The organism is Mucilaginibacter dorajii, assembly GCF_024808255.1.
Taxonomy (GTDB): Bacteria; Bacteroidota; Bacteroidia; order Sphingobacteriales; family Sphingobacteriaceae; genus Mucilaginibacter; species Mucilaginibacter dorajii.
This window is the reverse complement of the sequence record NZ_JANTYS010000002.1, coordinates 359,084-384,551: the sequence shown is the minus strand read 5'-3', so window position 1 is coordinate 384,551 and position 25,468 is coordinate 359,084. Positions and strand designations below refer to the sequence as shown.

At 42.3% G+C, this 25,468-nt stretch carries 13 protein-coding genes and 1 tRNA gene; 8 read left to right on the top strand and 6 right to left on the bottom strand.

Features of this window, described 5'->3' with window-relative positions; translation table 11 throughout:
- Positions 1-294: 294 nt before the first annotated feature.
- From FHS10_RS03595 to FHS10_RS03565, 8 genes are all read left to right on the top strand, one after another.
- The gene (locus FHS10_RS03595) at positions 295-2,595 is read left to right on the top strand and encodes a hypothetical protein (protein ID WP_259087678.1); all 2,301 of its coding nucleotides are present in this window, start codon (positions 295-297) and stop codon (positions 2,593-2,595) included.
- Between the two features lie 24 nt (positions 2,596-2,619).
- Positions 2,620-2,784, top strand: coding sequence for a helix-turn-helix domain-containing protein (locus tag FHS10_RS03590; RefSeq protein ID WP_310504177.1), 165 nt, complete (start codon positions 2,620-2,622; stop codon positions 2,782-2,784).
- A 750-nt stretch (positions 2,785-3,534) separates the two neighbouring features.
- Positions 3,535-6,606, top strand: coding sequence for a CBM35 domain-containing protein (locus tag FHS10_RS03585; protein WP_259087677.1), 3,072 nt, complete (start codon positions 3,535-3,537; stop codon positions 6,604-6,606).
- Between the two features lie 195 nt (positions 6,607-6,801).
- Positions 6,802-6,891 (top strand) — tRNA-Ser (locus FHS10_RS03580).
- 186 nt (positions 6,892-7,077) lie between these two features.
- Positions 7,078-9,846 (top strand): AAA domain-containing protein, encoded by a 2,769-nt coding sequence (locus FHS10_RS03575; RefSeq protein ID WP_259087676.1) that lies wholly within the window; start codon positions 7,078-7,080, stop codon positions 9,844-9,846.
- A gap of 253 nt (positions 9,847-10,099) precedes the next feature.
- Positions 10,100-10,264, top strand: a complete 165-nt coding sequence (locus FHS10_RS29280; protein WP_374759821.1) for a GIY-YIG nuclease family protein — start codon at positions 10,100-10,102, stop codon at positions 10,262-10,264.
- A gap of 138 nt (positions 10,265-10,402) precedes the next feature.
- Positions 10,403-11,950, top strand: a complete 1,548-nt coding sequence (locus FHS10_RS03570) for a serine hydrolase domain-containing protein (RefSeq protein ID WP_259087675.1) — start codon at positions 10,403-10,405, stop codon at positions 11,948-11,950.
- Between the two features lie 328 nt (positions 11,951-12,278).
- Positions 12,279-15,929 (top strand): ABC transporter permease, encoded by a 3,651-nt coding sequence (locus FHS10_RS03565; RefSeq protein WP_259087674.1) that lies wholly within the window; start codon positions 12,279-12,281, stop codon positions 15,927-15,929.
- A 110-nt stretch (positions 15,930-16,039) separates the two neighbouring features.
- Here FHS10_RS03565 and FHS10_RS03560 read toward each other — a convergent pair whose 3' ends face one another.
- From FHS10_RS03560 to FHS10_RS03535, 6 genes are all read right to left on the bottom strand, one after another.
- Positions 16,040-16,945, bottom strand: coding sequence for a VOC family protein (locus FHS10_RS03560; protein WP_259087673.1), 906 nt, complete (start codon positions 16,943-16,945; stop codon positions 16,040-16,042).
- A 455-nt stretch (positions 16,946-17,400) separates the two neighbouring features.
- Entirely contained in the window at positions 17,401-18,165 is a 765-nt protein-coding gene (locus FHS10_RS03555) for an SGNH/GDSL hydrolase family protein (RefSeq protein ID WP_259087672.1), read from the bottom strand.
- A gap of 79 nt (positions 18,166-18,244) precedes the next feature.
- Positions 18,245-19,723: a RagB/SusD family nutrient uptake outer membrane protein gene (locus FHS10_RS03550; RefSeq protein ID WP_259087671.1), complete on the bottom strand. Its 1,479-nt coding sequence runs from the start codon at positions 19,721-19,723 to the stop codon at positions 18,245-18,247.
- 25 nt (positions 19,724-19,748) lie between these two features.
- The gene (locus FHS10_RS03545; RefSeq protein WP_259087670.1) at positions 19,749-23,081 is read right to left on the bottom strand and encodes a TonB-dependent receptor; all 3,333 of its coding nucleotides are present in this window, start codon (positions 23,079-23,081) and stop codon (positions 19,749-19,751) included.
- Between the two features lie 231 nt (positions 23,082-23,312).
- Positions 23,313-24,530: a FecR family protein gene (locus FHS10_RS03540; protein ID WP_259087669.1), complete on the bottom strand. Its 1,218-nt coding sequence runs from the start codon at positions 24,528-24,530 to the stop codon at positions 23,313-23,315.
- A gap of 106 nt (positions 24,531-24,636) precedes the next feature.
- Positions 24,637-25,239, bottom strand: coding sequence for an RNA polymerase sigma factor (locus FHS10_RS03535; RefSeq protein WP_259087668.1), 603 nt, complete (start codon positions 25,237-25,239; stop codon positions 24,637-24,639).
- Positions 25,240-25,468 lie beyond the last annotated feature (229 nt).

The window sequence follows — 25,468 nt, the reverse complement described above, 5'->3', positions numbered from 1 at the left end:
CATACAGCGGGGAAACCAACGCAAAATGCATGACTACCTGGTGAATAATATAATAATGTCATAGTTTAACATAAAGTGACGCGGTGTTTCATTCGCCGGTGGTACAAATCATTTTTTTTGTAATCCATTAGAATGGCATAATTTGCAACACTATGATTAAAAGCAGATATCTTTATATATTGCTCATACGCTTTATTTTGACATACGAGGGCTTTATTTTTCACTATGCCCACTCTCCCGGAAATGGCCGGGCTTTTGAGCAATTAAAATGAAACTACATTATAAATAACCGATGTGAAGAAATTACTGCTGCAATGTATCCCTTTGTTTTTGTTGTTAACCACTGCCCTTGAGGTATTCCCCCAGCAAAATAAAGTAATAATAAACCAGCTTGCAGGGCGCTTAAACACATATACGGATAGTTTGGCTCTGGCTTCTGTTTATTTAAAAACAAGTAAGGATGTTTACGAGTCTCAGGAAGACCTTTGGTTTAAGGCCTATGTGTTGGATTCGCAATACCATAACCTTTTCAGTATAGACAAAACACTCTACGTCCGGCTTGTTAAAGCAGGCAAGGACAGTGTGGTATGGGAGGAAAAATATCCGATAACGCAGGGGGTAGTGAGTGGACATATCTATCTTGGTCAATCCCTACCCGAAGGAGATTATTATTTATCTGCATACTCGGCGCACTCTTTTTATCAGAACCAGTCTTATTTCCATGCGTTAAAAATGATTAAGTTTATCAAGGAAACCCGGTCTCTGTTAAAAGAAAAGCCAGCCAGAATACCAGGTGATGCAAACCTACCGCAAGATATCCAGTTCAGCATCCTTCCGGAAGGAGGGCAACTGGTTTCGGGCATTACCAATACGGTTGCCTTTAAAGCAGTAGATAAAAACGGCAAGCCTGTCGTCGTTTCAGGTGAATTGCTTCAGGAAAATTTACCGGTAACAACATTTAAGAGCATACATGCAGGTATGGGGAGTTTTTACTTCAAACCTGTACCTGGTGCCAATTATCAGGTCCGGCTAATCAGGCCAAAATCCGATAGGCTTTATCCTTTAGCTGCAATACACGATAAGGGCGTAATTCTTCATTTAGCAAAAAATAAAAAAGACAGTCTTATATTTAACATCGTTCAAAGTGCCGGTTCGGCAAAGCGGCCTGTTTATTTAAGGGTACAGGTACGCGGCAGGATACAGGCCGTGGCGGCCGCCATGCTTGGTGATAGCCTTAAGATAACTATACCTACGGCTGATGCGCCGCAGGGCATTGCTGAAGTAACCCTTTTCGACCAGGAGATGAGGCCGCTGGCCGAACGTCTCGTTTATCTTAATCCGGATAATGCATTAAATATAACTGCCAGTTTATCCAGGGAAGTCTATAAAACGAGGGAAAAGATCTCACTTAAAATCAGAACTTCCGATAAAAACGGGAAGCCCGTGCAGGCCAGTATTGGCGTAAACGTGTACGATAAACTATACCACAATCCTGAGGATGCCAAAGATATTCTTACCCACTATTATCTTTCCACCCAATTAAAAGGAAGGATATATGATCCGGCTTATTATTTTGATGCCGGTAATAAAGACCGAAACGAGGCCCTGGATCTGCTTTTGCTTACCCAGGGCTGGCGGTGCTATTTATGGAATGAGGATGAGCTGAAGGAATTCAAGAACCGGAAACAAGTACTTACCGACAGTACGAAAGGGCGGCTGATTGCTGTTGATGTTAAAAAGAACAAACCTAAGATACAGATGCTGATGGTGTTCAGCACCGACGAGCGCGAAAAGCGAAGCTTATTTACCGATAGTATTGGGAGATTTGCCCTTGCACCTGGGGACTTTGTTAAAGGAAGGTGGAGCTATCTCAAACACTTTGATGTGGGCAAGGCGGAATATATGGTAGCTGTAGAGGATCAATTTAAGGAGATAGGAAATGTCAGCAAAAACATCTTGTTTGAATATCCGGTTGGGGAAAAAGCCACAGCAGAAAAGGAAAACGACATTCCTCCGGGCAGGATAAGTATGGGCGCTATCAACCTGAATGAGGTCAAAGTAGTCGCGAAAAAGCAGAACGTCTTCCGTGATAAATATATGGGGCATTTAGATAGCCTGGCCAAATTAGAAGGGAATACTGATTTCGTATACCCTAACAGTAATTGGCTCAATGTTCCCAGTGGGGCTAACGGAACAAAGCCTATTGAAGGACAAAAATACACCATATGGGTTGGTGCTACCCCCCCAACCAAGGCCCCCTTCTCTTTTGGTACCGGTGATTTCAAAGAGATCATTTATCATTATCCAAAATTTACTGAAGAGGAGTTGTTAAAAAAGTTCAACCTTACAAGGATTAAAGGCTATTACGAAAAGCGGGAGTTCTACCAACCAAACTATGATAAAGAGTCCGATCCGCTGCCAGATTACAGGAATACATTATTATGGGCACCGGTGATGATTACGGATAAAAACGGAGAAGCTACGTTAAATTTCTTCTGCTCTGATATCAATAGTAATTTTATAGGCACTGTTGAAGGCGTAGGGTCAAACGGGTTGCTTGGTAAAAAGGAATTTTATTTTAATGTGATTAAGTGAAATGTCAGGCCTCTTTTATTACGATTGCAGGAAGCATATTTTCTGATCGACAAAAAGAACAAAAAAGCTTCGGAGATTTACCTCGACCTGGGCTTTGAAGATTTGTCGCACTTTTCATTCGCTTTTAAAAAACGCTTCGGACTAAGGCCAACACAACTGGCGGCGCAAAAAAACAATAGCACCTCCTGACAGTATCGCTGCTTTAAGGTTTAAGCCAGGGGCGTAAAGTATGCGTAATGCCCGTCGCCTGGCATAGTTTGTAGAGTCGGGTAATCTGGCTGCAATTGCATAGGCGCTGTAAAAGCCAGTAATTTTAGGCAACATAAAGATGTGGAGTATCGCTCACCAAAACCTTAATGATTATTTTGTTACATTGTTTTTTTAAGACATTACAGCAGCAGAGCAATTTGATTTTATCATCCACCACATCAATAAAAGGATACATTTTGTGTATATGGCATGTTTGATTGCTAACGCGGTTTTTTATTGCAGCTGTGTAATTCATAACAAGGGGATTATAAACTATAAGTACACACAATACACGCTAATTGTTTTGCCCTCATTGAGGGGGATAAACAGCATTTTTACTCTAATAAGCAGTAACAACGCGGCAAAATACTTTCTATATTAAAGTATGCTGTAAAAAAATAGTATTGTGCATCCATTTCGTAGCTTTCTCCATTTTTTAAGCTTTAAACACAGGTTAGCTTTAACGTACCAGTTATGCCGCGGCCTGAATGTTGATAAGCTTGTGATAAAACACAGCTTTATTTCCTGATCCGTGATTTTTATCAATTTATACTTTTTATAACTCAGCAATGCATGGAGTTTATAAACAGGTTTTGCGCTTTTTTTTGTGCAATTTAATTTAGAGCATTTTGGTAATACGTATTGGCCTGGGGTACTTACAGCTTAAACCAATTATCTAAATCATACACTATGAAATGTTTTTACTTTGTTACCAGCTTGCTGCGTACGTGCAGCAGGAAACCGCTTGTTTTATTGTCATTATGCCTGCTTTTTACCGCCGTAAACGGCTTTTCCCAAACCTGGGTTGAGGCCGAAACAGGTACGGTTTCAAATGGGGCGGTTGTGCAGGCTAATGGTTCGGCTTCGGGTGGCAACCAGGTGGGGTATTTGGGTGGGGCGGCAAACGGCACCGTGATTATCCCGGTAACGGTGGCCAATGCCGGGCAATACACGCTTTCGGTTAATTACCTATCGGCAGATCCGCGCAACCTGTACGTAACTGTAAACAGCGATGCGGCTGTAGTTGTGTCCTGCAACTCGGGCAGTTGGAGCACGGTGGCTACTGCTACGTTAGTGGTTAACCTGCAGGCCGGCTCAAATACCATCAAACTAAATAATAACAACGGCGATTATGCCCCCAATGTTGACAGGATTGGTACCGCACCTAAATATTATGAGGCAGAAGCAGGCACGCTGGCCGGCGGTGCTGCCATACAAACCTGCACCGCATGTTCGGGTACCTCAATGGTAGGCAACCTGGGTACAGGATCGGTAACCAACACGGTGAATGTGGGGGTTGCGGGCAGCTACATCCTAACGGTTTATTATGCAACGCAGGATCCGCGGTCGTTTTTCGTGTCGGTTAACGGTGCTGCCGGCACCGAGCTGGCTTGTTTGCCGTCGGGTGGATGGGCTACGGTTGCAGCGGCTACTATACAGGTTACCTTAAATGCCGGCAACAATACCATTAAGTTAGATAACAATGGCTGGTATGCACCCAATGCCGATAAACTGAGCCTTGCTTTTGTGCCGGCTACCACTAAAAATATAGGTTTTGGGGGCAGCAATCGAATTGAATATAACCTGGCCACAGGTAAATACAATGTTTATTTTAACGGCACTAAAGTTATTACAGATGCTATTGCTACGGCGCAGTCAAACAGTGCGCAATCGAGCCCTAATTATGCTACGCGCACTTATAGTTCGTCGGCATTGAGCGATGGATTGGGTATGGGTACCAAACACGTGATCTCGTTATCGGGCAACGGACTGATCCCGATGCAGCAGGTGTTTTATGTATATGATAACCGCAATTATTTTTATACAGAAATTTCGTTGAGTGGTACGGGGGCCAATTGCTATTACATGGCCCCTCTGATATCAACCAACGTAGTTTTGCCCGTAAGCGGCGATAACCGGTTTTTAAAAGTCCCTTTTGATAACGATACTTTTATATCATACGATGCCCAGGCCCTAAGCGGTGTAAACACCACCAGCAGCGAGGTTACGGCAATTTTTGATAACACCAGTCGCAATGGTATGGTGCTGGGTTCTATTGAGCATAGCGATTGGAAAACAGGCATCCAGGCCGTAGCTTCCGGTACTACTTTATCACAGCTTTCGCTTTTTGGCGGCCTGGCGCAGGAGGCCATTACCCGCGATAAAAGAGGCCATGGCTGGGTGGGGCAAGGCGGTACGTATGCTAAATCGCCCAAAATGATGGTGGGCTTTTTTAACGACTGGCGCGATGGTATGGAGGAATTTGGCAAATCGAACAGGATTGCCGAGCCTCCTTATATTTTTAACTGGACACAGCCCACACCTTTTGGCTGGAACAGCTGGGGATCTATCCAAAGCAGCCTTAACCTTACCAATGCCGAGGCTGTGGTCGATTTTTTTGCCAATACTTTAACAGGTTTCCGCAACGGCAGCACGGCTTACATCGATCTTGACTCCTACTGGGATAACCTTAACGATACACAGCTAAAGCAATTTGCCGATTACTGTAAGCTGAAAGGCCTAAAACCCGGTGTTTACTGGGCGCCATTTGTTGACTGGGGTAAAACAAGCCGGGGGGTAGAAGGCAGTACCTATAACTACACCGATATATGGGCAAAAGAAAACGGCGCTTACCATGACCTTGACGGCTGCCGTGCGCTTGACCCAACACATCCCGGCACCCAACAACGCATAGCCTGGATGATAGGCCGGTTTAAAACGGCCGGTTTCCAGATGATCAAGATTGACTTTTTGGGGCATGCCGCTATTGAGGCCGACAGCTATTACGATGGATCGGTACATACCGGTATGGAAGCCTACCGCAAGGGGATGGAATATTTAACAGATCAGCTGGCCGGGCAAATGCTGGTGTATGCGGCCATATCGCCCAATTTGGCTACAGCCCGCTACGCCCACATGCGCCGCATAGCCTGCGACGCGTTTTCATCTATCAGCGATACCAAATACACCCTAAACAGTACCAACTACGGCTGGTGGCAAACCTATATGTATAATTATATTGACGCCGATCACGAGGTTTTATCAACCGCTACCCTGGGGGCTAACCATGCCCGGGTAACATCGGGCGTTATTACCGGTACGGTTATCACGGGCGACAATTTTTCAACAACCGGCCAATGGACAACCGTTGCGCAAACTCTGTTTCAAAACCAGGAGGTGTTGGATATCGCTCGTAACGGGATAGCCTTCAGACCCGTGGACGGTAATACCGGCACCGGAACAAGCGAATTGTTTACCCGTGTTATTGGTAATTACCTTTATCTGGCGGCTATTAATTATGGTACAAGCAGTAAGTCATATTCGGTGCCTTACAGCAGGATAGGTTTGCAGGGAGGCACGTATACCATGAAGGAACTGTTTGGGGCTACAACCACAACTATTACCAGTTCGATTGGCTTTACAGTACCTGCCGGTGATGCAGCCATTTACCGTATTACTTTAAGTGCCGGTTTTTCGGCCGCCTCAACAAATGCGGATGCCATTCAAAGCGATGGCATATCAACCACAAAACTTACGTATTACCCCAACCCGGTTACCACAACATTAAACATTGACAACCCCGACGAAATTTCGACCGTGACGCTTACCGCTTTTGGAACCGGGGCCACCATTAAAAACATGGGTGGTGTTAACAACAAACATTATGAGTTAAATTTAAATGGTTTACAAATCGGTTACTACATCGTATCGGTAACCGATCATAAAAACAAAACCAAAAGCTTTAAGATCTATAAGAGGTAAAGGATGGAAGGAGCAAAGAACAAGGATTAAAAGAAATGGATAAAACCTGGCTTAAGCCAGGTTTTATCACAAGTTGAGGGTTTGCAGTAGTAAAGCGAAAAAATTAAATGCCTCGAACAGAGTGTGGTGTATTGATTTTGCTACAAATTTTCAAAATAATAATGTCGATTCGCTTCGGATTTCTATTTTTGCGGCGGAGAGCTGGCAGAGTGGTCGATTGCGGCAGTCTTGAAAACTGTTGAACTGTGAAAGGTTCCTGGGGTTCGAATCCCTAGCTCTCCGCCAGATAAAATGAAGCCCCGCAATAGCGGGGTTTTGTCATTTAGGGAATTGCCAAGCCCGCTCGGGTAAAGGCATTAAATAAGAGAAACCGGGTGCGAAACTCGCTGGCTTTATTTACTCTGCTGATAATAGTCAGCTCAAGGATTAATTTAGTAATTTCGAGGCTAAATACCTATAATAAACAGGTTAATGGATTATCGGTTCATAGTATTTTTAAAGAATAAAACATCTCTAAAGTTTGAATACAAAAGCGATGTTTTAACGGTTGTTAGTACAAACGCCGGATATCACATTACATTTAACAGTGGGAAAAGTTATTACTATGGAGCTGACAAAGTACAATACTATTCGCTTGTATCGAGACGAGAAAATGTGCGCATTTATGAGAATGGCAAATTAAACAAAAAATATAATGCGGTTGATGATTATGGCCGTTATTTAATTTTTCGAGAAAAAGACAGTTGTTCTGTTCCTGTTGAAAAAAACACCAATATTGAAATATGCTATTTAAAAAAGAATATTCATCAAGCGAAATCAATAATCAATTATTTTAAAGATATCCTAAAAGAAAGTGGTGGCGCATCATTCGACATTCAATCAGAAGAAACGACCAATGAAAATCCGAATCAAATAAGTGCTGAAATATTGCTCAAAGCCCTTAATGAAATAGATATTGAGGAATCTAGATCAGCACTGTCTAACTACATTGATGGGATCAATCCTGCCATTCGCGCTTCAAAAGAGACACTGATTTATCCTTTTGGGTGCAACGAGAGCCAAAAACTGGCGGTTGAGACTGCACTTAGCAATAGCATAAGTATAATAGAAGGTCCTCCGGGAACAGGGAAAACTCAAACAATCCTAAATATTATAGCCAATCTTATAGTACAAAACAAAACGGTTGCAATTGTTTCAAACAACAATGCTGCGGTATTCAACGTGTGGGAGAAGTTAAGGAAACATGGCTATGGAATGGTTGTGGCATCACTTGGAAACAACGATAACAAAGCCTCATTCTTCAACAATCTTGAAGAGCAAAAAATTAATCAAAATTTTGAGGTACCAGGCGATCGATTAAAAAAAGCAGAGAACGAGATTCGGGATCTGGATCCCATATTAACAAAGTGCTTTCAGTACCGAAATAAATTAGCCATCCTAAATACAGAATTGTCAGATGCTGAAATAGAATTTAGCCACATAAAGGCAGAACAACCACTCAATTCAGACATACAATTTGTACTCAACAAGAAATTATACCGCAAATGGAATTTCAGGACGACTTTGAAACTAAAAAAATTGCTATCGACCATCGACCTCAAAAGCAAGTGGTCAATCATAAACAAATTGCGACTTGCTTTGCAATATGGTTTATTTGACCTTCATGGTCTTTATCGATATAGTGAAGAATTTCCTGTTTATGTTAATTACAAATTCTATGAGTTATACATCGAAAAAATAAAAAATGAAATTATAGAGGTTGAAAACTGGCTGGCGGCTAACAATGAAGAAGCTAATCTTAAACAATTTATTGAGGCCTCTAAAGAAGTATTCGATGGGGTATTATTTGAAAAATATAATCACCTGGATAAAATTGCATTTAATGCAAAAAATTATCGTAATCAGTTTGATGATTTCATAAAGCATTATCCTGTGGTTCTGAGTTCCACACTATCGCTACACACGAGCATTCCGAAAGAACTTCTTTTTGACTATCTCGTCATAGATGAATCTTCACAAGTGGATATTATAAAATCTGCCATATGTTTTTCGTGTTGCCGAAATGTGGTTGTAGTTGGAGACAGCATGCAGCTTGCCCACATTGTAAATAAACAAAGTAATGCCGCTGCAGAACAATATTATACTAAACACAACATCTCTCCTGCTTACGACTATATCCAACAAAATATTTTGAACTCGTTAAAAAGCTTGTATCGGGATAATATAAAATCGGTTCTGTTAAAAGAACATTACAGATGCCATCCTGCAATTATTGGTTTCTGCAATAAAAAGTATTACGATAAAAAGCTGGTTATTATGACGCGTGCGGATAGCCATCCATTTAAAATCATTGAGACAAACATATCGGGTGGAAAGGACAATTACAATCAGCGACAGATAGATGAAACAGATTTCTATATCCGTAACAATTATGCCGCAGACTTCAAAAAAGTTGGCATTATTGCTCCATATAGAAAACATGTAGATATGCTGCAAAAACAGCTACCAGATGGAGCAGAAGCCGACACTATACACAAGTTTCAGGGACGTGAGAAGGATGTGATTATATTTAATACCGTGAAAAATAATATAGGAACATTTATTGACAATCCTAACCTAATAAATGTTGCTGTATCACGAGCTGTTAAAGAATTTATTGTGGTAAAACCGGCAGCGATGGATTTGCCGCACGGAACTAATATTGGTGATATGATACGTTATATGTGTTATACCGGCAACCCGAACGAAACAATCATCAAAGGCAATATCTGTTCCGTTTTTGATCTGCTGTATAAAGAATATAATAAGGCTTTTACATCGTTTCTTTTGTCGAACAAAAACATCAAAGGGTCTGCTGCAGAGATCATTATTCACAGGCTGTTAAGTGAAAAAATATTGTTAAACAATACCCAATTCTCGTCTATCGACATGGTCAGAGAATATAGGCTTAGTGATCTTATTCGGGATTTTCAACCATTCTCCGAAGATGAAATCAGATTCATAAGGAATAATTCAAGAATTGATTTTCTGCTGTACAACAAGATCGACAAAACTCCTGTCTTAGCTATCGAGGTGGACGGGGTGGCATTCCACAGCAATAAATTGCAATATGAAAGAGATAGCAAAAAGAATAATATTTTAGAGATTATCGGATTACCACTACTTAGATTATCAACCGATGGGCACCAAGAGGAAACAAGAATTATTGAAAGTTTAAGTGCTGCAATGCGACTATGTTGATAATACATCTAAATAATGTCTTTCCCATTCTCTAAGATTTCTCTTATAATCTCCAAAATTCCATCAAGGTGTTCTAATAGGTTCACATTCACCCCGCTTTCGCCCGCCGAAGCGGGTTACGGCGGACAGCGTCCGCTAATAGTCTGCGAAGGAGGGATTTGCCTTCGGTTTCCGAAGTGATATTGAAATTTAAAGGCCTGCTTATGAAAATTTGCGGGTCTTTTCTTATTTTGTGACAGAATTAACCTCTCAAATGTGGTATTACGTCTACATCCTTGAACTCAACAATGGAAACCATTATGTTGGCTGCACGGTAAACCTTAAAGAAAGATATTCCCGCCATAAAAAAGGATATGCTTCGGCTACCAAGTTTCACAGAGCACTGAAATTAGTATGGTGCTGTGCTCAAATGGTCTGATATGGTATGTGTTAAAAACGTACGTTTTGTGTACCATAGTCGAACACTCATACCTGTTGCGAGTTATTAAAACGTCAGATAATGAATTGATTATGATTTTGGCATAGCTTTGGCCTCGTTTAAGCTAAACGCTTTAAAATGAATAAAATTCAACTTTGTGCCTTATTCTTATTTGTTTTTGTTTGTTGTCTTGCTCAAGCGCCCCATGCACAAGAACGGGAAAAAGCGCTGGATGATTTCTTCTCCACGATCAGCCGGAATGGCGAGATCAATGGGAGTGTGCTGATAGCCGAAAATGGTAAAGCCCTTTATCAAAAATCCTTTGGATATACTGATGTTCAAAATAAAATCCTTAATACCCCCAGCACACTTTTTCAAATCGCTTCGGTATCAAAGCTTTTCACCTCAATTGCGGTTCTTCAGTTGTATGAGCATAAAAAACTGAATTTAACAGACCTATTTTCGAAATATTTTCCGGATTTTCCTTATCCGGAAGTGACCGTATACCAAATACTTGCAAATACTTCAGGCATCCCCAATAACGGCGATGTGTTTGTACCATTATGGCGATTAAACAGGGATACCATTTTTACAATAAATGATGTGATCCCTGCCTTAAAAAAGGATAAGTTGCCGCTGAATTTTCAGGCTGGAACGAACTGGGATTATTCCAATACCAATTATAGTTTATTAGCGCTGCTGGTAGAAAAACTGAGTGGCGAAAAATATGCGGCCTACCTTTCAAAAAATATCTTTATACCGGCAGGCATGAAAAGCACTTTTCAGAAAACATCGGGTTCAAATCCTTATTCCCACCCGAATGTAGCTTACAATTATGCGTGGCCTTTTATATCTTCCATGACGCCTGCCCGGGTTGACTCCTTTGCGGTTAATGAGTACAAGGTGCAGTACAGAACCTGGCCGTCTGAGGGGGATGCCAATATCTACACTTCGGTATTGGACCTGGCGAGTTTTAATCAGGCGCTGTTTAGCCATCGCTTGTTAAAGCAAAAAACATTGGCTTTGGTCTTCACCCCTTCTACCAGAAATAACGGTAAAAAGATCATTTTACAAGGCTTAGAATCTGAAATTGGCCTGATCGGTGATTTCTACTGGGGATTTGGTAACCGCATTGGAGTAGACAGCACTTTGGGGAAGATTGTATGGGAAAGTGGCGGACTACCCGGCTGCCGGGCTAATATCATCCAAAATCTGGCCAAACACCAACTGTTGATATGGTTGGACAACAAGGAAAGCCCGTCGGCAATGGATAATATTTTTGGTGCATTAAATATTGTTAATGGCAGAACCACGTCCGTAAAAAAAGCAAAACAGCAGGCGGCTGCGTGCTATGCCCGGTCGTTGATTAGCGAAGGCGAAGATGCCGCGTTTGCTAAATTAATAGCGATGGCCCCCGATACTGCGAATTATAGCCTAACGGAAAACACCCTGAATGATCTGGGTTATGAATTTTTTAATGATCAAAAGACCGACCTCGCGCTACAAACTTTTCGCGCCGCAGTATATGTATTTCCCAAAAGTGATAATTTGTTTAACAGCTACGGGGAAATATTAGCTAAGTCGGGAAAAAAAGAAGCAGCCATTATCATGTATAAAAGATCGCTTTTATTAAATTCTAAAAATGACGACTCAAAAAAAGCGTTAGAACAATTGGAAAAAAAATAGCTTAAAACTGAGCGACGGCAAGGTAAACGTAGAAGATAATTTATTCAATTTTAACATTTAAAGAGTCATTCGATGTTAATGGTTTTTCTAATAACCTCCAAAACTCGATCTAAGTCTACTAATAGATTCCCATTCGTCCCGCAAACGTTCGTAAGTACTGTGTTACCTGCGAACGTTTTTTGTTTATTTTGGTCAATCCTATATAACTTTGATACAAAAGCGGGCACAAGACGTACGCTTTCGTATCAATGAAATTTTTCAATATTAGTTAATTGTCTATACATCAATATAGTATAAATTTGGAATAGCGATTGATAGAGATAATAACTTGAATCACTATACATTCCATATCAACCTTTATGACCTGACTTTCCTGGGAGCGATATTTACCGGATTGACTTTTACCCTACAGTTATGGTTCGCCAAAAGAATTAACCGCACCGCAAACCGGTTTCTTGGTTTGGCGCTGTTAACTGTTGTTTTGTGGATGACCTGGGTATTAGGAATGGACATCGGGCTTGGGACTTACTTTCCCCGCTGGAGCTGGATGCCACTGCAATTTTCGCTGGCACTTGGACCCCTGATCTATTTTTATGTGCTTAAAATAACCCGGCCGGAATATAAATTCCGGTTTAAGGATCTGCTGCATTTTAGTCCGTTGCTGATGGAATTAGGTACACAGGTATGGAGCGTTAGCGATAGTATAAAAAACCGCGCGGCTACTTATGATACACTATCGTACCGGCAAATGAGCCCGGTATTGCACCTGTTAGCGTTTATTTCGGTCATCATCTACCTGTATTGGTCTTCCGGGCTGATAAAACGCTTTTACCAACAACTAAAATTTAACAATGAGAGCGACCGGCACCGCTACGAATTGCGCTGGCTACATCGCTTACTGACGGGTTTGGGCCTGCTATGGCTGTTGTGGATACCTTACACCGCGGTGAATTATTTTTATTACCGGTTAGGTATATCTGCTTATTATCCCTTGTACATCCTTTTAGCAATAATGATGATCTGGATAGCGGCAGCAGCCTTTTTTAAACAGCAAATATCGGTGCCGGTTCAGGGACCACCTGTTTCAAAACCATTGTCGACGGCGGCGCTGAGGCAAAAAGGTATTTGGCTAAAGAAGGCCATGGAGCTGAACCTGTTTTACCAGGATGCGGAACTAAGCTTAAGCACACTGGCCGGGAAATTGGATATACATACCCATGAACTATCGCGGATCATTAATATAGCGCTCAAAAAAAACTTTAATGATTTTATTAATGAATATCGCGTTAGGGATGTAGCCCGTAAAATGCAGGATCCGGCTTATGACCATTTAACCCTGCTGGGTATTGCATTTGAATCAGGATTCAATTCCAAAAGTGCTTTTCACCGTATTTTCAAACAGATGACCGGGAAAAGCCCGGCAGAACATAAGACCGAACTAAAAAAAGGTATCCTATCTTATAACCTGGGACTCTCTTCCCGAATTGCGCCCTTAATTTCGAATCGTGATACCACTCTCGGGTGGTCGCCTGAAAAATTAAAGCGCAATTATATGTTTAGAAATTATTTAAAAATCGCATGGCGAAATATCGTTCGTCATCAAAGCTATTCAGCCATTAATATAGCCGGGCTGGCCATAGGCATTGCGGCTTGCCTGCTTATATTTGTAGTTGTTCAGTATGAACTAAGCTTTGATACCTATCAGCTGCATTATAAAAGCACCTACCGTATTGTTACAAAAAAAGACCGGGAAGGCAACATCAGGTATAGTGCCGGGATTTCTGCACCCGCTGTAGATGCCTTCCGTCTTTATTTTCCGCAGGCCACCGTTACAGGCATCAACGCCATTTATGGAAGCCAGATGGTGGCCCAGGCGGCAAATGGCAACCCGGCGGGCGATAAAAAATTTGTAGAAAATACAGGCATCATGTTTGCCGAACCCCAGCTTTTCGATGTTTTTTCGGCAACCTGGCTTGCCGGTAATGCATCAGCTTTAAAGGATCCCAATATGATGGTGATTGATAAAAGCAGCGCGATAAAATATTTTGGTGATTGGCAAACGGCTGTAGGAAAAACGCTGCGGGTGGATAACCTGCTTACACTAAAAGTTGCAGGTGTAATACAGGATTTACCTCCAAATACAGATCTGCCATTTAAAGTGTTGATTTCCTATATCACCTGGAAACAAAATGCAAAAAGCTACAATTATTTAAATACCTGGGACCAGACAAGCAGCGACTGCCAGGTATATATCAAATTTCCTGCAACTGTATTGCAAAGCACTGTTGAAAGGCAAATGCTCAGTTTTTCTGAAAAACAGTTTAATAATAATAAACACACTGCCAAGAAAAGATACGCGGTGGCGCAACCCTTATCAACCATCCACTTTGATACCAGCTTTGGCGGTACCCTGGGCGATCACGTAACCAGCAGGTCAACACTGCGCACGTTGTCACTTATCGCGGTACTCATTATCGTTATGGCTTCCATCAATTTCATTAACCTATCAACCGCGCAATCCGTTAGCCGCTCCAAAGAGGTGGGCATCCGCAAGGTGCTGGGCAGCAGCCAGGGCCAGTTGATAGGGCTGGTAATGTGCGAAACTGCCATTATTGTTATGTTTTCGGCAGGGCTTGCGGTAGGTGTGGCCCAATTGGCTTTCCCATTACTTAAGCACATCGCCAGCGTGCCAGATACCATAAGTTTGTTCAATCCCGGCATATTGCTGTGCCTGGCTTGCGTAATATTTGCTGTGATCCTGCTTTCGGGGATATATCCAGCCATTATCGTATCAGGATTTAAACCCATCCAGGCGCTGAAAAACAAAATTAATTCTGCCGCGGTAGGCGGCATATCGCTCCGCCGGGTGCTGGTAATTACCCAGTTTGCCATTTCACAATTGCTCATTATCGGAACGGCCATCGCCGTTAAACAAATGGATTTTGTAAACAACGCCGACCTTGGCTTTAATAAAGAAGCCGTATTGGCCATACCATGCCCTGCCGATAGCGTCGGTTTAGTGCGATTGAACAGCTTTAAACAACAGGTGCTGGCATTGCCGGGTGTAAAAGCAGCCAGCTTTTCGGCCGATGTACCATCGTCTGCGCATAACAATTCCAGTAATTTTTACTTCAATCGTTCAGAAAAAGATCCGGGCTTTGATATTTTCATTAAAGTAGCCGATGCAGATTACTTTAAAACATTTAGCCTAAGGTTTATAGCGGGCAAGGGCTATGAGCCCAGCGATACAGCACGCGAGTTGGTGGTTAATGAAACTTTTATACGCAAGCTTGGCCTTAAACGTGCGGAAGATGCTTTGGGCAAAACCCTCACCTTTGATAGTTATGGAAACCTGCCTATAACAGGCGTAGTTGCCGATTTTAAAACAAACTCTATGCGTGAGGAAATTAAGCCTTTGGTGATATACCCCTCAAAACAGCAGGAGCAGGAAATAGCAGTAAAAATTGAAGGCCGAAAGCTTGCCAAAACTGTAGCATTGGTACAAAGTACCTGGGAAAAAAAATATCCTGAATATGCTTACACAGGCTTTTTTGTTGATGATAGCATTGCCAAATTTTATAAGCAGGAAAACCAGCTGGAGCTGATCTACAAAATATTTGCGGTTATTGCCATTTTTATTTCCTGTCTTGGCTTATATGGCCTGGTTTCGTTTATGGCGGTACAGCGTACCCGGGAAGTTGGTATACGAAAAGTGTTAGGCGCCTCCATAGGCAGTATTGTGTATTTATTTTCAAAAGAATTTATAGCGCTTATAGCGCTGGCATTCGCGCTTGGCGCCCCGGCAGCCTGGTACCTGATGAATGGATGGCTGCAAACCTTCGCCTATCGGATCTCGCCGGGTGTGTGGGTTTTTGTGGCAGCCATTGCAATCTCGTTATTGATAGGCTGGCTCACGGTAGGTTATAAGGCTTTGAAAGCCGCCCTGGCAAACCCGGTAAAAAGTTTGCGGAGTGAGTGATCAGTTCACTTGGTAAGTTGAGATACGGCTCATTAAGGGCCAAACAAAACAAATAAAAGCCTGTAAATAATTATCTACAGGCTTTTATATTTCCCTTAATTTCTCTCGATCTACCCATTGTAGGCCTGTTGCAAAGTCGCAACATCAACTTTTTTCATGGCCATGAAGGTCTGCGTAACGCGTGCAACTTGTTCGGGGCTGCCATTCTTAAGCGCCTCAAACATTACGGTTGAAGCTACCTGCCAGGATACACCGTATTTATCCTTTAACCAGCCGCATTGCCCGGGTTCGCCGCCGGCCGAAAGGGCCGACCAGTAGTAATCGATATCTTCCTGTGTTTCGCAGGTGACGAGCAATGACACGGCGTCATTAAAAGCAAACCCGTGCGGGTGCGCGCTATCCATGGCCGCCAGCCAGGTTTGGTTTAAGTAAAAATCAGCAAACAGCAGGGTACCTGCCTTGTCGGGACCCATGTCTACAGGGCGAGGAGCCGTGGTGCCGCGTTTACTGTCTTTAAATACCGAGCAGTAAAAGTCGATAGCTTCATTGGCTTTTCCGGCTACATCGCCGGTATACAGCAGTGACGGAACGATCACCGGCCTTTCCTCGCCGGTTGGGTTAGTCAGGATCAACTGCCAGGACACGCCGTATTTATCCTTTACCCAGCCGTAGCGTTCGCTAAAGGGGTAGCGATCCAGCGGCATCATTACCTCTCCGTTTGGTAGCAGCTTGTGCCAAACCTCATCTATATGTTTGGCAGCATCCGGGTCGCGCGAGGGATCAAAATTGATCATAAAGGATATAGCGGGACTGATAGTTAATCCATGCCCCGCACTGATGCCCAGGAAGGGCTGTCCGGCCACAGTAAATTCAACTGTTTCGCATTCGCCGCCACCGGGCATTGCAAAATGATTCACATAGTTTAAGGCCGAATCGGGCATTAATGACGCGTAAAATTCGGCAGCTTCTTTGGCTTTATTCTGGTCGAACCAGATGTGCGGTTTGATGGGGAACATAGGTCAATGATTTTGGTGTAAATATGAATCAAAAATAACGCCAAAACACAAGAACGTGTTAGGCTTATTCCAGACATTTTAGGGGTGTACTTGCGACAAATAACAATTGCGGGGAGGAACGACAAAAACAGATCCTTCGTTCCTATCCATGATGTGTTTAAAAAACACCTGTCATCCTGAGTTGTAAAATTTTGCGAAATTCTGAAGGTGGAATGACAAACCGGCGAAAAACTTACGAAGTTTTAAAAACTTCGTAAGTTTGGGATCTACAACATGTCATGGGTAGACACGAAGCAATCTCATGCTATACAGGGCGAATCTGCACAGTTCGCGATTGCTTCGTACCTCGCAATGACATAGCTTTATATTGTCATTCTATCTTCAGAGTTCGCGGCTTTTACCACTCGCAATGATAGTTTTTTTAAAACTCCTTCATATGAAACTTCTCCGATACCTTAATTTTTTCTGTTACTTATGGCACTTTGTAATAAGGGTTCCATTATTTTATACCCGGCAATATTAGGATGAACACCATCTTTGGTCAGGTTCTTTTTTAATCCACCTTCGTTGTTCTTCATAGCATTATAATAATCAAGATAGGTTATTTGATGAGCAGCAGCGTACGCTTTTAGTTGATGATTAAGATTGGCAATTTTACCGGCAGGTTCCTGGCCCGTTTTCCATGGGTATTCAATTGTCGGAAGTATTGAACAAATCACAGGTTTTATATGATTTGCCTTTGCCAGCTGCACCATGGATACCAGGTTGCCAAATATTTCATTTATAGTAGCCTGCCCGGTATTTCCTGCTATATCGTTGGTACCACCTAATATCACTACCATTTTGGGTTTAAGATTGATAACGTCCTGCCTGAAGCGTAGCAGCATCTGTGGGGTTGTTTGACCGCTTATTCCTCTATTGACATAGTTTTTATTTGCATCGAAAAAGAGAGGGTCAAGTTCGTCCCAAAGTTCTGTAATAGAATCGCCGATCAGCAATACCAAATCCTTTTTAGTGCTCACCAGTTTTTTATTATCCTCCTGGTAATATTTAAGATTGGGCCAGTCGTTATGCAATTGATAATCCTCTTCTTTTTGTTCTTTATTTATAGTTGCTGCCACATTGTTCTTTGTAGTATCAGTGGCATTTTGTCCATATGCGGATACTTGAAAAGCCGTGATCATGATGGTTACCTTGATTATGTTTTTTAAGAGTATCATTATTTTCAAATTAAAAATTTCATCTCAAAAAAAGAGGAGGTGCATTACCTCCTCCTTCCTGTAGTCCGATATATGCTGTTTAAAAGCCGGGGTTTTGTTTTGCTAATGGGTTTGAATTTAATTCATCCAGAGGAAGCGGGTACAATAAATAATTGGCATTAGCCGTACCTCTTTGTAGTTTGATGATGTCCATTGCCGATACTTTATGCACAGCCGAAGGATCGGCTATCATTTGGTTGCTGTACCTCACCAGGTCAAACCACCTATCGCCCTGAAAAGCCATTTCAAATCTGCGTTGCTGGTCTACCTCGTCCCTGAAAAGGTTTTTGCTGGCCAATATAGCAAGCGATGTTTCACCAATTCCAGCCCTCACCCGTATGGCATTAAGCCGGGCAAGGCCGTCGGCTGTAGGTCCATTTAGCTCGTTCGATGCTTCTGCAAACATCAGGTAAACATCATCCAGCGTTAGCAGCGGATAGTTATCATTACTGGCAAAAAAGTTGGTGTTACGCCATTTGTATACAAACCAGCCCCCGTCATTACCATCTCCCGTTCCAAGTATAGCGCTGGTATAGCTGATACCACCTTCCACTGTTCCCCTGTTTTTCCACCTTTCGTCATTAACCTTATCTACCGCGTTCATCAGGTTGTCTGTTGGTATATTGTATTTAGGAAAAGAATAGGAGGCGGGAGGGGAGGGCAAAACAAGGTCGGGCAGGGTAAACCCACCATCATCAGAGCCGGCATATTGCACCTCAAATATGGATTCCTGGTGATTTTTGAAAGGCAGCAGGTCATTAAAAGAGGTGTTTAAACTTGTTCCATAGTTTGCATTGCTCATCACTTTACCGGCAGCGCTGATACATAGTTGCCATTTGCGCTCATACAAGTAAACTTTAGCCTGTAGGGCGTTCACCGCGCCTTTGGTAGCTCTTGTGCGGTCGATACCTGTATTGCCAAAACTTTCGGGCAGCAAACCTTCCGCTAAGGTAAGGTCACTTTCAATTTGTATATAAACCTGGCCGGTTGTTGAACGGGCCATAGCCGATTGGCTTTCTGTTTCTGTAGGTACTAAATGCAATGGCACACCACCAAAACATTTTACCAGGTTAAAATAATGCAGCGCCCTTAAAAAATAAGCTTCGCCTAATATCTGGCCACGTCTTTGGGTAGTAATACCCGTTGTGATAGATGGCACATATTTAATTACCGAATTGGCCCTGTTAATACCCTTAAAAGCGTTTTGAAAAAGCCTGCCTGGTTGGCTGGTTGTGGCGGTCCACTGAATTTTATCGAGCGCGAACACATCAGCATTAGCCGAGCTAACATCGTCAGAAGGCATTTCGCCCAACAGGTTCAATACAGAGCCGTAATAGCCATCGTCCTGTAAAGCATCATAGCAGCCTGTAATGGCCGATTCTGCGTCATCGCCATTTTTGAAATAATTATCGGCAGTAATGGCGGTCAATGGTGGTTTGTCAAGCACTTTTTTACATGACATCGTGCTGCAAAGCAGGATAGCCAGTACAAAAAGGAATTGATTAATATATCGTTTCATATGATTTAAGCTATTTAGTCATGAATTAAAATTGAACATTGATACCCAGTGTATAGGTCTTGGCAGGCGGATAAACACCATAATCCCTGCCAAAGCCCGTGTTGGATAGCGGATCGGCATTTACTTCAGGATCATAGCCTTTGTATTTAGTAAACGTTAATATATTTTGCCCCGTAGCAAAGATCCGTAAGGAAGAAATCCCTACTTTTTTTACCAGGTTTACCGGAAAAGTATAACCAAGGGTTAAGTTTTTCAATCGCACGTAAGTACCACTTTCCAGGTATTGGGTAGAAAAACTGCTGTTACCATTCGGATCGCCATAAACTTCACGTGGCAGATTGGTTTTTTGCCCGGCGTGGGTCCAACTGTTCAATACATCAACAGATTGATTAAACGGGTTCACCATATTCTCTAACAGGGTACGGTTTTGATTGTATATCTGGTTGCCAAAGCTACCCTGGAAAAGGAAACTCAGATCGACACCTTTATAACTAAATGTGTTGGTAATACCACTGATGAATTTGGGGTTCGGGTCGCCAATAACCTTACGGTCCTTTGCATCAATGACGCCATCATTATTCAAATCCTCAAAGCGCAGATCGCCGGCAGCAGCATTGGGCTGGGTTGGGGCTGCTGCCACTTCCTGGGGTGTCTGGAAGATTCCTTTAACCACGTAGCCATAAAACGCACCCAAAGGCTGGCCTTTTTCACTAATGGAGTAGTCTCCTATGATCTGTCTATCCACAGTTTTTCCGTTCTCATCCACTAATTTCCCCAAATCAAGCACTTTGTTGCGGTTAAGGCTAAAATTGAACTGCGTACTCCAGCTAAAGCCATTTGATGAGCGGATATTGACGGTATTGATGCCCAGTTCAAAACCTTTGTTTTGCACCTGGCCCAAGTTTTGAACAATGGTTGTAACCTCGGCCCCTGAACTGATGGAAAGTGGCACCTCTGTCAGCAAATCTTTGGTTCGTTTCAAATACACATCGGCTGTAATATTTACCCGGCTATTAAACAAATCCATATCAAACCCCGCGTCATATTGGTAGGTTGTTTCCCATCTTAATTTATCGTTGCCTATACGTTGAGCAGCTATGCCACCCGCCACAGAGCCATCGCCCGTATAATTGCTGTAATTATATCCTGTTCCATAAGTGCTGTAACGGTCATACACCCCTACGTTCTGGTTGCCATTGGCACCAAAACTGCCCCTGAGTTTCAGTTCGGATATGATGCTGTTTTTGTTGAAAAAAGGTTCCTGCGAAATTCGCCAGGCCGCGGAAATCGCGGGGAAATAACCGTAACGGTTATTGGCTGCAAAACGGCTTGATCCATCGGCACGCATACTGGCCGATGCATAATACCTGTCTTTGTAATTATAATTTGCCCTTAAAAAATAGCTCACCAATCCCCATTGCTCTTCATAACTGGAAATACTTTGTTTAATACTGGCAGCATATAAATAAGGTACCGCGTTTGACGGAAAACCATAACCGGCGGCACTTGAAGTAAACAGTTCTGAATTTTGTGCCGATTGACCGGCCAATAAGGTCAGGTTATGGTCGTTTTTAAATGTGGTTTTATAGGTAAGTGTATTTTCCCATAACCAAATGGTGCCGGTATTGGTTCCGGTGGCCGCGCTACCCCTGCTGGCCGAGGGGGCGTTTTCAAAACCCGGATTTTCCCTGTCAATAAACTGGTTTTCTATCTGCGCCCTGTAATCAATACCTATTGATGAACGGAAAGTAAGGTTTTTAAGAATATTATATTCGCCGTACATGTTACCAAAAATCTGGTTTAGTTTTATAATGTTATGGGTGGTTTGATTATCCCCGTAAGGGTTATCTGATTGCGAAAAAGGGTTCAGGGCATAAGTACCATCGGCATTATAAATAGCCAGCGTTGGTATTTGTTCCAGCGCCCCCAATACCACGCCCGAGTTGTTCAACTGCATCTCTGACCGTGTGCTGCGGTTGTTTTTGGTATTGGCTAAACTTAAGCTCGTTCCTATTTTAAATTTGTCGGTTACCTGCTGGTCAAGGTTGATCTTTACAGAATAACGTTCAAAGCCCGAGTTACGGATGATCCCGTCCTGGTTAAAATAAGCACCTGATATATAATATTTTGTTTTATCGTTACCGCCCTGTACGCTCAGTTGATAGTTTCTGATGGGCGCGTCATGATAAAGCAAATCCTGCCAGTTGGTATTGGTGGTTACCGTATCTACGTCATAAGCGGGATCTTCGCCGGCATTAACTAATGATTGGTTAAAAACAGAAGCGAATTGTTTCCCATTCAATAATTTGATCTTTTTAACCAGTTTTTGCTGACCGTAATACATGTTAAAATCTACCTGTGGCTTGCCGGCTTTACCCCTTTTTGTGGTTACCACTACCACACCATTTGACGCGCGGGAGCCGTAGATGGCCGCCGCGGCGCCATCCTTCAAAACATCAATAGATTCAATATCACTGGTAGCCAGTGTGCTCAAAGGGTTAGGGCGCTGATTGCCAATTCCTAATTCTTCGTCATATCCGGGTTGTACGGGTACTCCATCTATCACATATAAAGGCGAAGTACTCAGGCTTAAAGAATTTTTGCCCCTGATGCTGATATTAATTGCCGAACCCGGTTGCCCGGTTGGATTGCTAACCTGTACGCCCGGTGCCTGGCCCTGCAAAGCATTTTCAAAACTGCTCACAACCTGCCTGCCCAGCGCTTTTGAACCTACGGTTGCTACCGCTGTACTCAGGTCTTTTTTGTTTTGCGTACCATAACCAATTACAACAACCTCGCCCAGTTTACCCGTTTGCGGGCTTAAAACAATGTTTAAATAAGGCGTACCCGCGGTAATTGTAATTTGTTTTGGGGTAAGGCCGATGTAAGAAATCACCAGTACATCGCCCACCTGGGCATCTATGGCAAAAGTTCCGTCAACCCCGGTAACCATTACGCCTGCCTTGCCTTTAATTGCTATGGTGGCCGCGGGTAAAGGGGCTCCGGTGGTATCTGTTACCTTCCCCGTTATCCTTACTGGTGAAACCGGGGTACTTACCTGGTCTTTTGCAGCCGAAATTACGATGGTTTTGTTCTCGATAGTATAATCTAAAGACTGGCCCGCAAAGCAATCTTTTAAAGCCTGCTCCAATGGCATATTCTTAATATTAAGGTTTATAGGCCTGGCTTTTTGCATCAGATCATAACTATAAAAAAACACGTAACCGGTTTGCTTTCGTATAGATTTAAACACCTTTTCTAAAGCCACATTGCGGCCCGAGTAGGTTACTGTTTGCGAATAACTACTGGCATGTACATGCATAAATGCAATAGTTAATAAAATTAAGGTCAGCTTCATGATCCGCCAGGTTTGATAGTATTTGTTTCCGGTATTCCTGGCTTTATAAAGCGCAGGAGACAATCTGCCGGAAATACGACAAGTAATAAAATTCATTACATTTGAATAGTTTGGAGTGAAAAAATAATTGAATTGCAAAAGAATTTTGTTTAAACCAATCCGGACTTAGTAGCCGGGAGCGCGCCAACGCTTCCGGTTTTTTTTCGGATGGTTTATTATGTTATATAGAATTTATTGCATAACAACCACCTCCTTTCCGTTGATGATAAAGTGTAACTGACTTTTTTCAAGGATGTGTAATACTTGTGATAAGCTAAGGTTGCGTTGAATGGCACCTCCAAAATCTTTTGATGATATCGTACCCTTGTAAATCACGGTTACGTCATACCAGCGCGATATTTGCCGCATTACTGTTTGAATATCAGAATGATTAAACTGAAAATAACCATCTTTCCATGCCACTGCGTCGCCGGTATCCAAATCTTCGTCTACCGTAATTTTGTTTGCCAATCCTAAAGTGATGCGGGCAGTTTCACCTGGTTTAATCAAAGCCTTTGCTTGCTGATACGCAATCTGGATGCTGCCTTCCAGTAACGTTGTTTTAATAACCCGCTCGTCCTCATAAGCGTTGATGTTAAAATGGGTGCCTAATACCTTCACCGTTTGCCCCGCCGATTTAACATAAAATGGCATAGCTGCATTTTTCGCAACCTCAAAATACGCTTCGCCAGTTAGCTCCACATTTCTTTCGGCACCTCTAAACGCTGTTGGGTATTTTAAGGATGAGGCAGCGTTTAACCAAACTTTACTGCCATCGGGTAATATAACCTGGTATTGGCCCCCACGGGCGGTAGTGATCGTATTATAACTTACCTTCAGATCATCAGCTAATTTATCTCCGCGCTCAATCTTATTAATAAGTTGTCCGCTTTTTGTTTTGATAGTAGCTGTCCCGTTCTGCCGGGCTATAATTCCATTTTTGACGTCATTTAACTCAATTTTTTTACCATTGCCCAAAGTCAGTACTGCTTTATTACTGCCTGGCAATACATCATTTTGAAGTTGCTTTGCTGCCATTTGATTGGGCAGAGGTTTTATAGCGTCCTTTTTTAGATAGAAATAAACACCTGCCGATATAAAAATTAAAATGGCGGCAGCGGCGGCAACTTTTGACCACATTAGCCCATAGCGGGACTTGCTAACAGCAGTATCTTTCCTTATTTGATTAATAAGATTATAGTGAACTTCCTGTACTGCGGCTTCAGCATCTGGTTTAATTTCGGTTTCTGCCTCGGTGGCCGCTTCAAAATAATTTAGGATGGCAGCCTTTAATGCTTCTTCATTTTGGGGCTGCCCAAATGCCTGCATTAAAATATTGATCTCATCAACAGTACATTGCCTGTTCAGAAATTTTTTAATTAAAATATCTGTTTGTTCTTTGTTTTTCAAAACACCTCTTTTTTACTAATACGCTACAGAAAAAAATGATGTCTGCTCTGAATTGAAAATAATTCAAAAAAGTAAAACTATAGCAGGAAAAGTTCTTTTGGGGTATTTAATATAGGAAGATCATGGCCGCAAGTGAATAAGCAACGAGGTCGGGGTGGCTATTCAGGTAATTCCTAACGGCATAATTGGCTTTTACCATATGATCATGAATGGTGGAGGTAGAGATATGCAATTCCTGGCTCACCTCTTCATAACTTTTCCCTTCAAGCTTACATAAAATAAATACTTTTTTGCGCTGGGGCGAAAGCTTATTCACGGCGTTCCTGATCAGGTTCATGTTGTCTTTATTAACAATGGCTTCTTCAATATGGGTATATTGATCAACAGCCATCAACAATAACTGAGATGCCAGCTGTTTATCCCTGCCGGCTTTACGAAAATGATCATAAACAAGATTGACACCAATTGTATACAGGTAAGATTTGAATGACTTTGCGGGATCTATATGCTTACGATTCTCCCATATTTTCATAAATAGATCCTGGAGGAGCTCTTTAGCGGTATGCTCATCATTAACCATATGAAGTATCTTACGAAACAGCTGTTTACTATATAACACATATATCGCGTTAAAAGCAGTTTCATCGCCTTTTTGAAAAAGACGCAATAATTCCTTTTCATTACAATCGCCTTCCGGGGTAATATGCATTAAAAAATGTTAATGTGGTTTATAAGCTCAGTGGGTTTACCGGGAACAATATCGCCAATATTTCTATTATATTAAAAAAGTTTAACTGGTATACTTAGGGCAAAGGCATCTAAATAGTTAACGGCGATAAGCTTATGGCGTGGGGAAGATATAAGCATCAAACGATACTTTGTTTTTATTGACCAACAACAGGCACAAATATTTGGACACACTTAAATTGTGCAATACA

Excerpts from the sequence above, each read along its gene's own strand:
- FHS10_RS03585 (WP_259087677.1), top strand. The coding sequence starts at position 3,535 with ATGAAATGTTTTTACTTTGTTACCAGCTTGCTGCGTACGTGCAGCAGG.
- FHS10_RS03575 (WP_259087676.1), top strand. The coding sequence starts at position 7,078 with ATGGATTATCGGTTCATAGTATTTTTAAAGAATAAAACATCTCTAAAG.
- FHS10_RS29280 (WP_374759821.1), top strand. The coding sequence starts at position 10,100 with ATGTGGTATTACGTCTACATCCTTGAACTCAACAATGGAAACCATTAT.
- FHS10_RS03570 (WP_259087675.1), top strand. The coding sequence starts at position 10,403 with ATGAATAAAATTCAACTTTGTGCCTTATTCTTATTTGTTTTTGTTTGT.
- FHS10_RS03560 (WP_259087673.1), bottom strand. The coding sequence starts at position 16,945 with ATGTTCCCCATCAAACCGCACATCTGGTTCGACCAGAATAAAGCCAAA.
- FHS10_RS03555 (WP_259087672.1), bottom strand. The coding sequence starts at position 18,165 with ATGATACTCTTAAAAAACATAATCAAGGTAACCATCATGATCACGGCT.
- FHS10_RS03550 (WP_259087671.1), bottom strand. The coding sequence starts at position 19,723 with ATGAAACGATATATTAATCAATTCCTTTTTGTACTGGCTATCCTGCTT.
- FHS10_RS03545 (WP_259087670.1), bottom strand. The coding sequence starts at position 23,081 with ATGAAGCTGACCTTAATTTTATTAACTATTGCATTTATGCATGTACAT.
- FHS10_RS03535 (WP_259087668.1), bottom strand. The coding sequence starts at position 25,239 with ATGCATATTACCCCGGAAGGCGATTGTAATGAAAAGGAATTATTGCGT.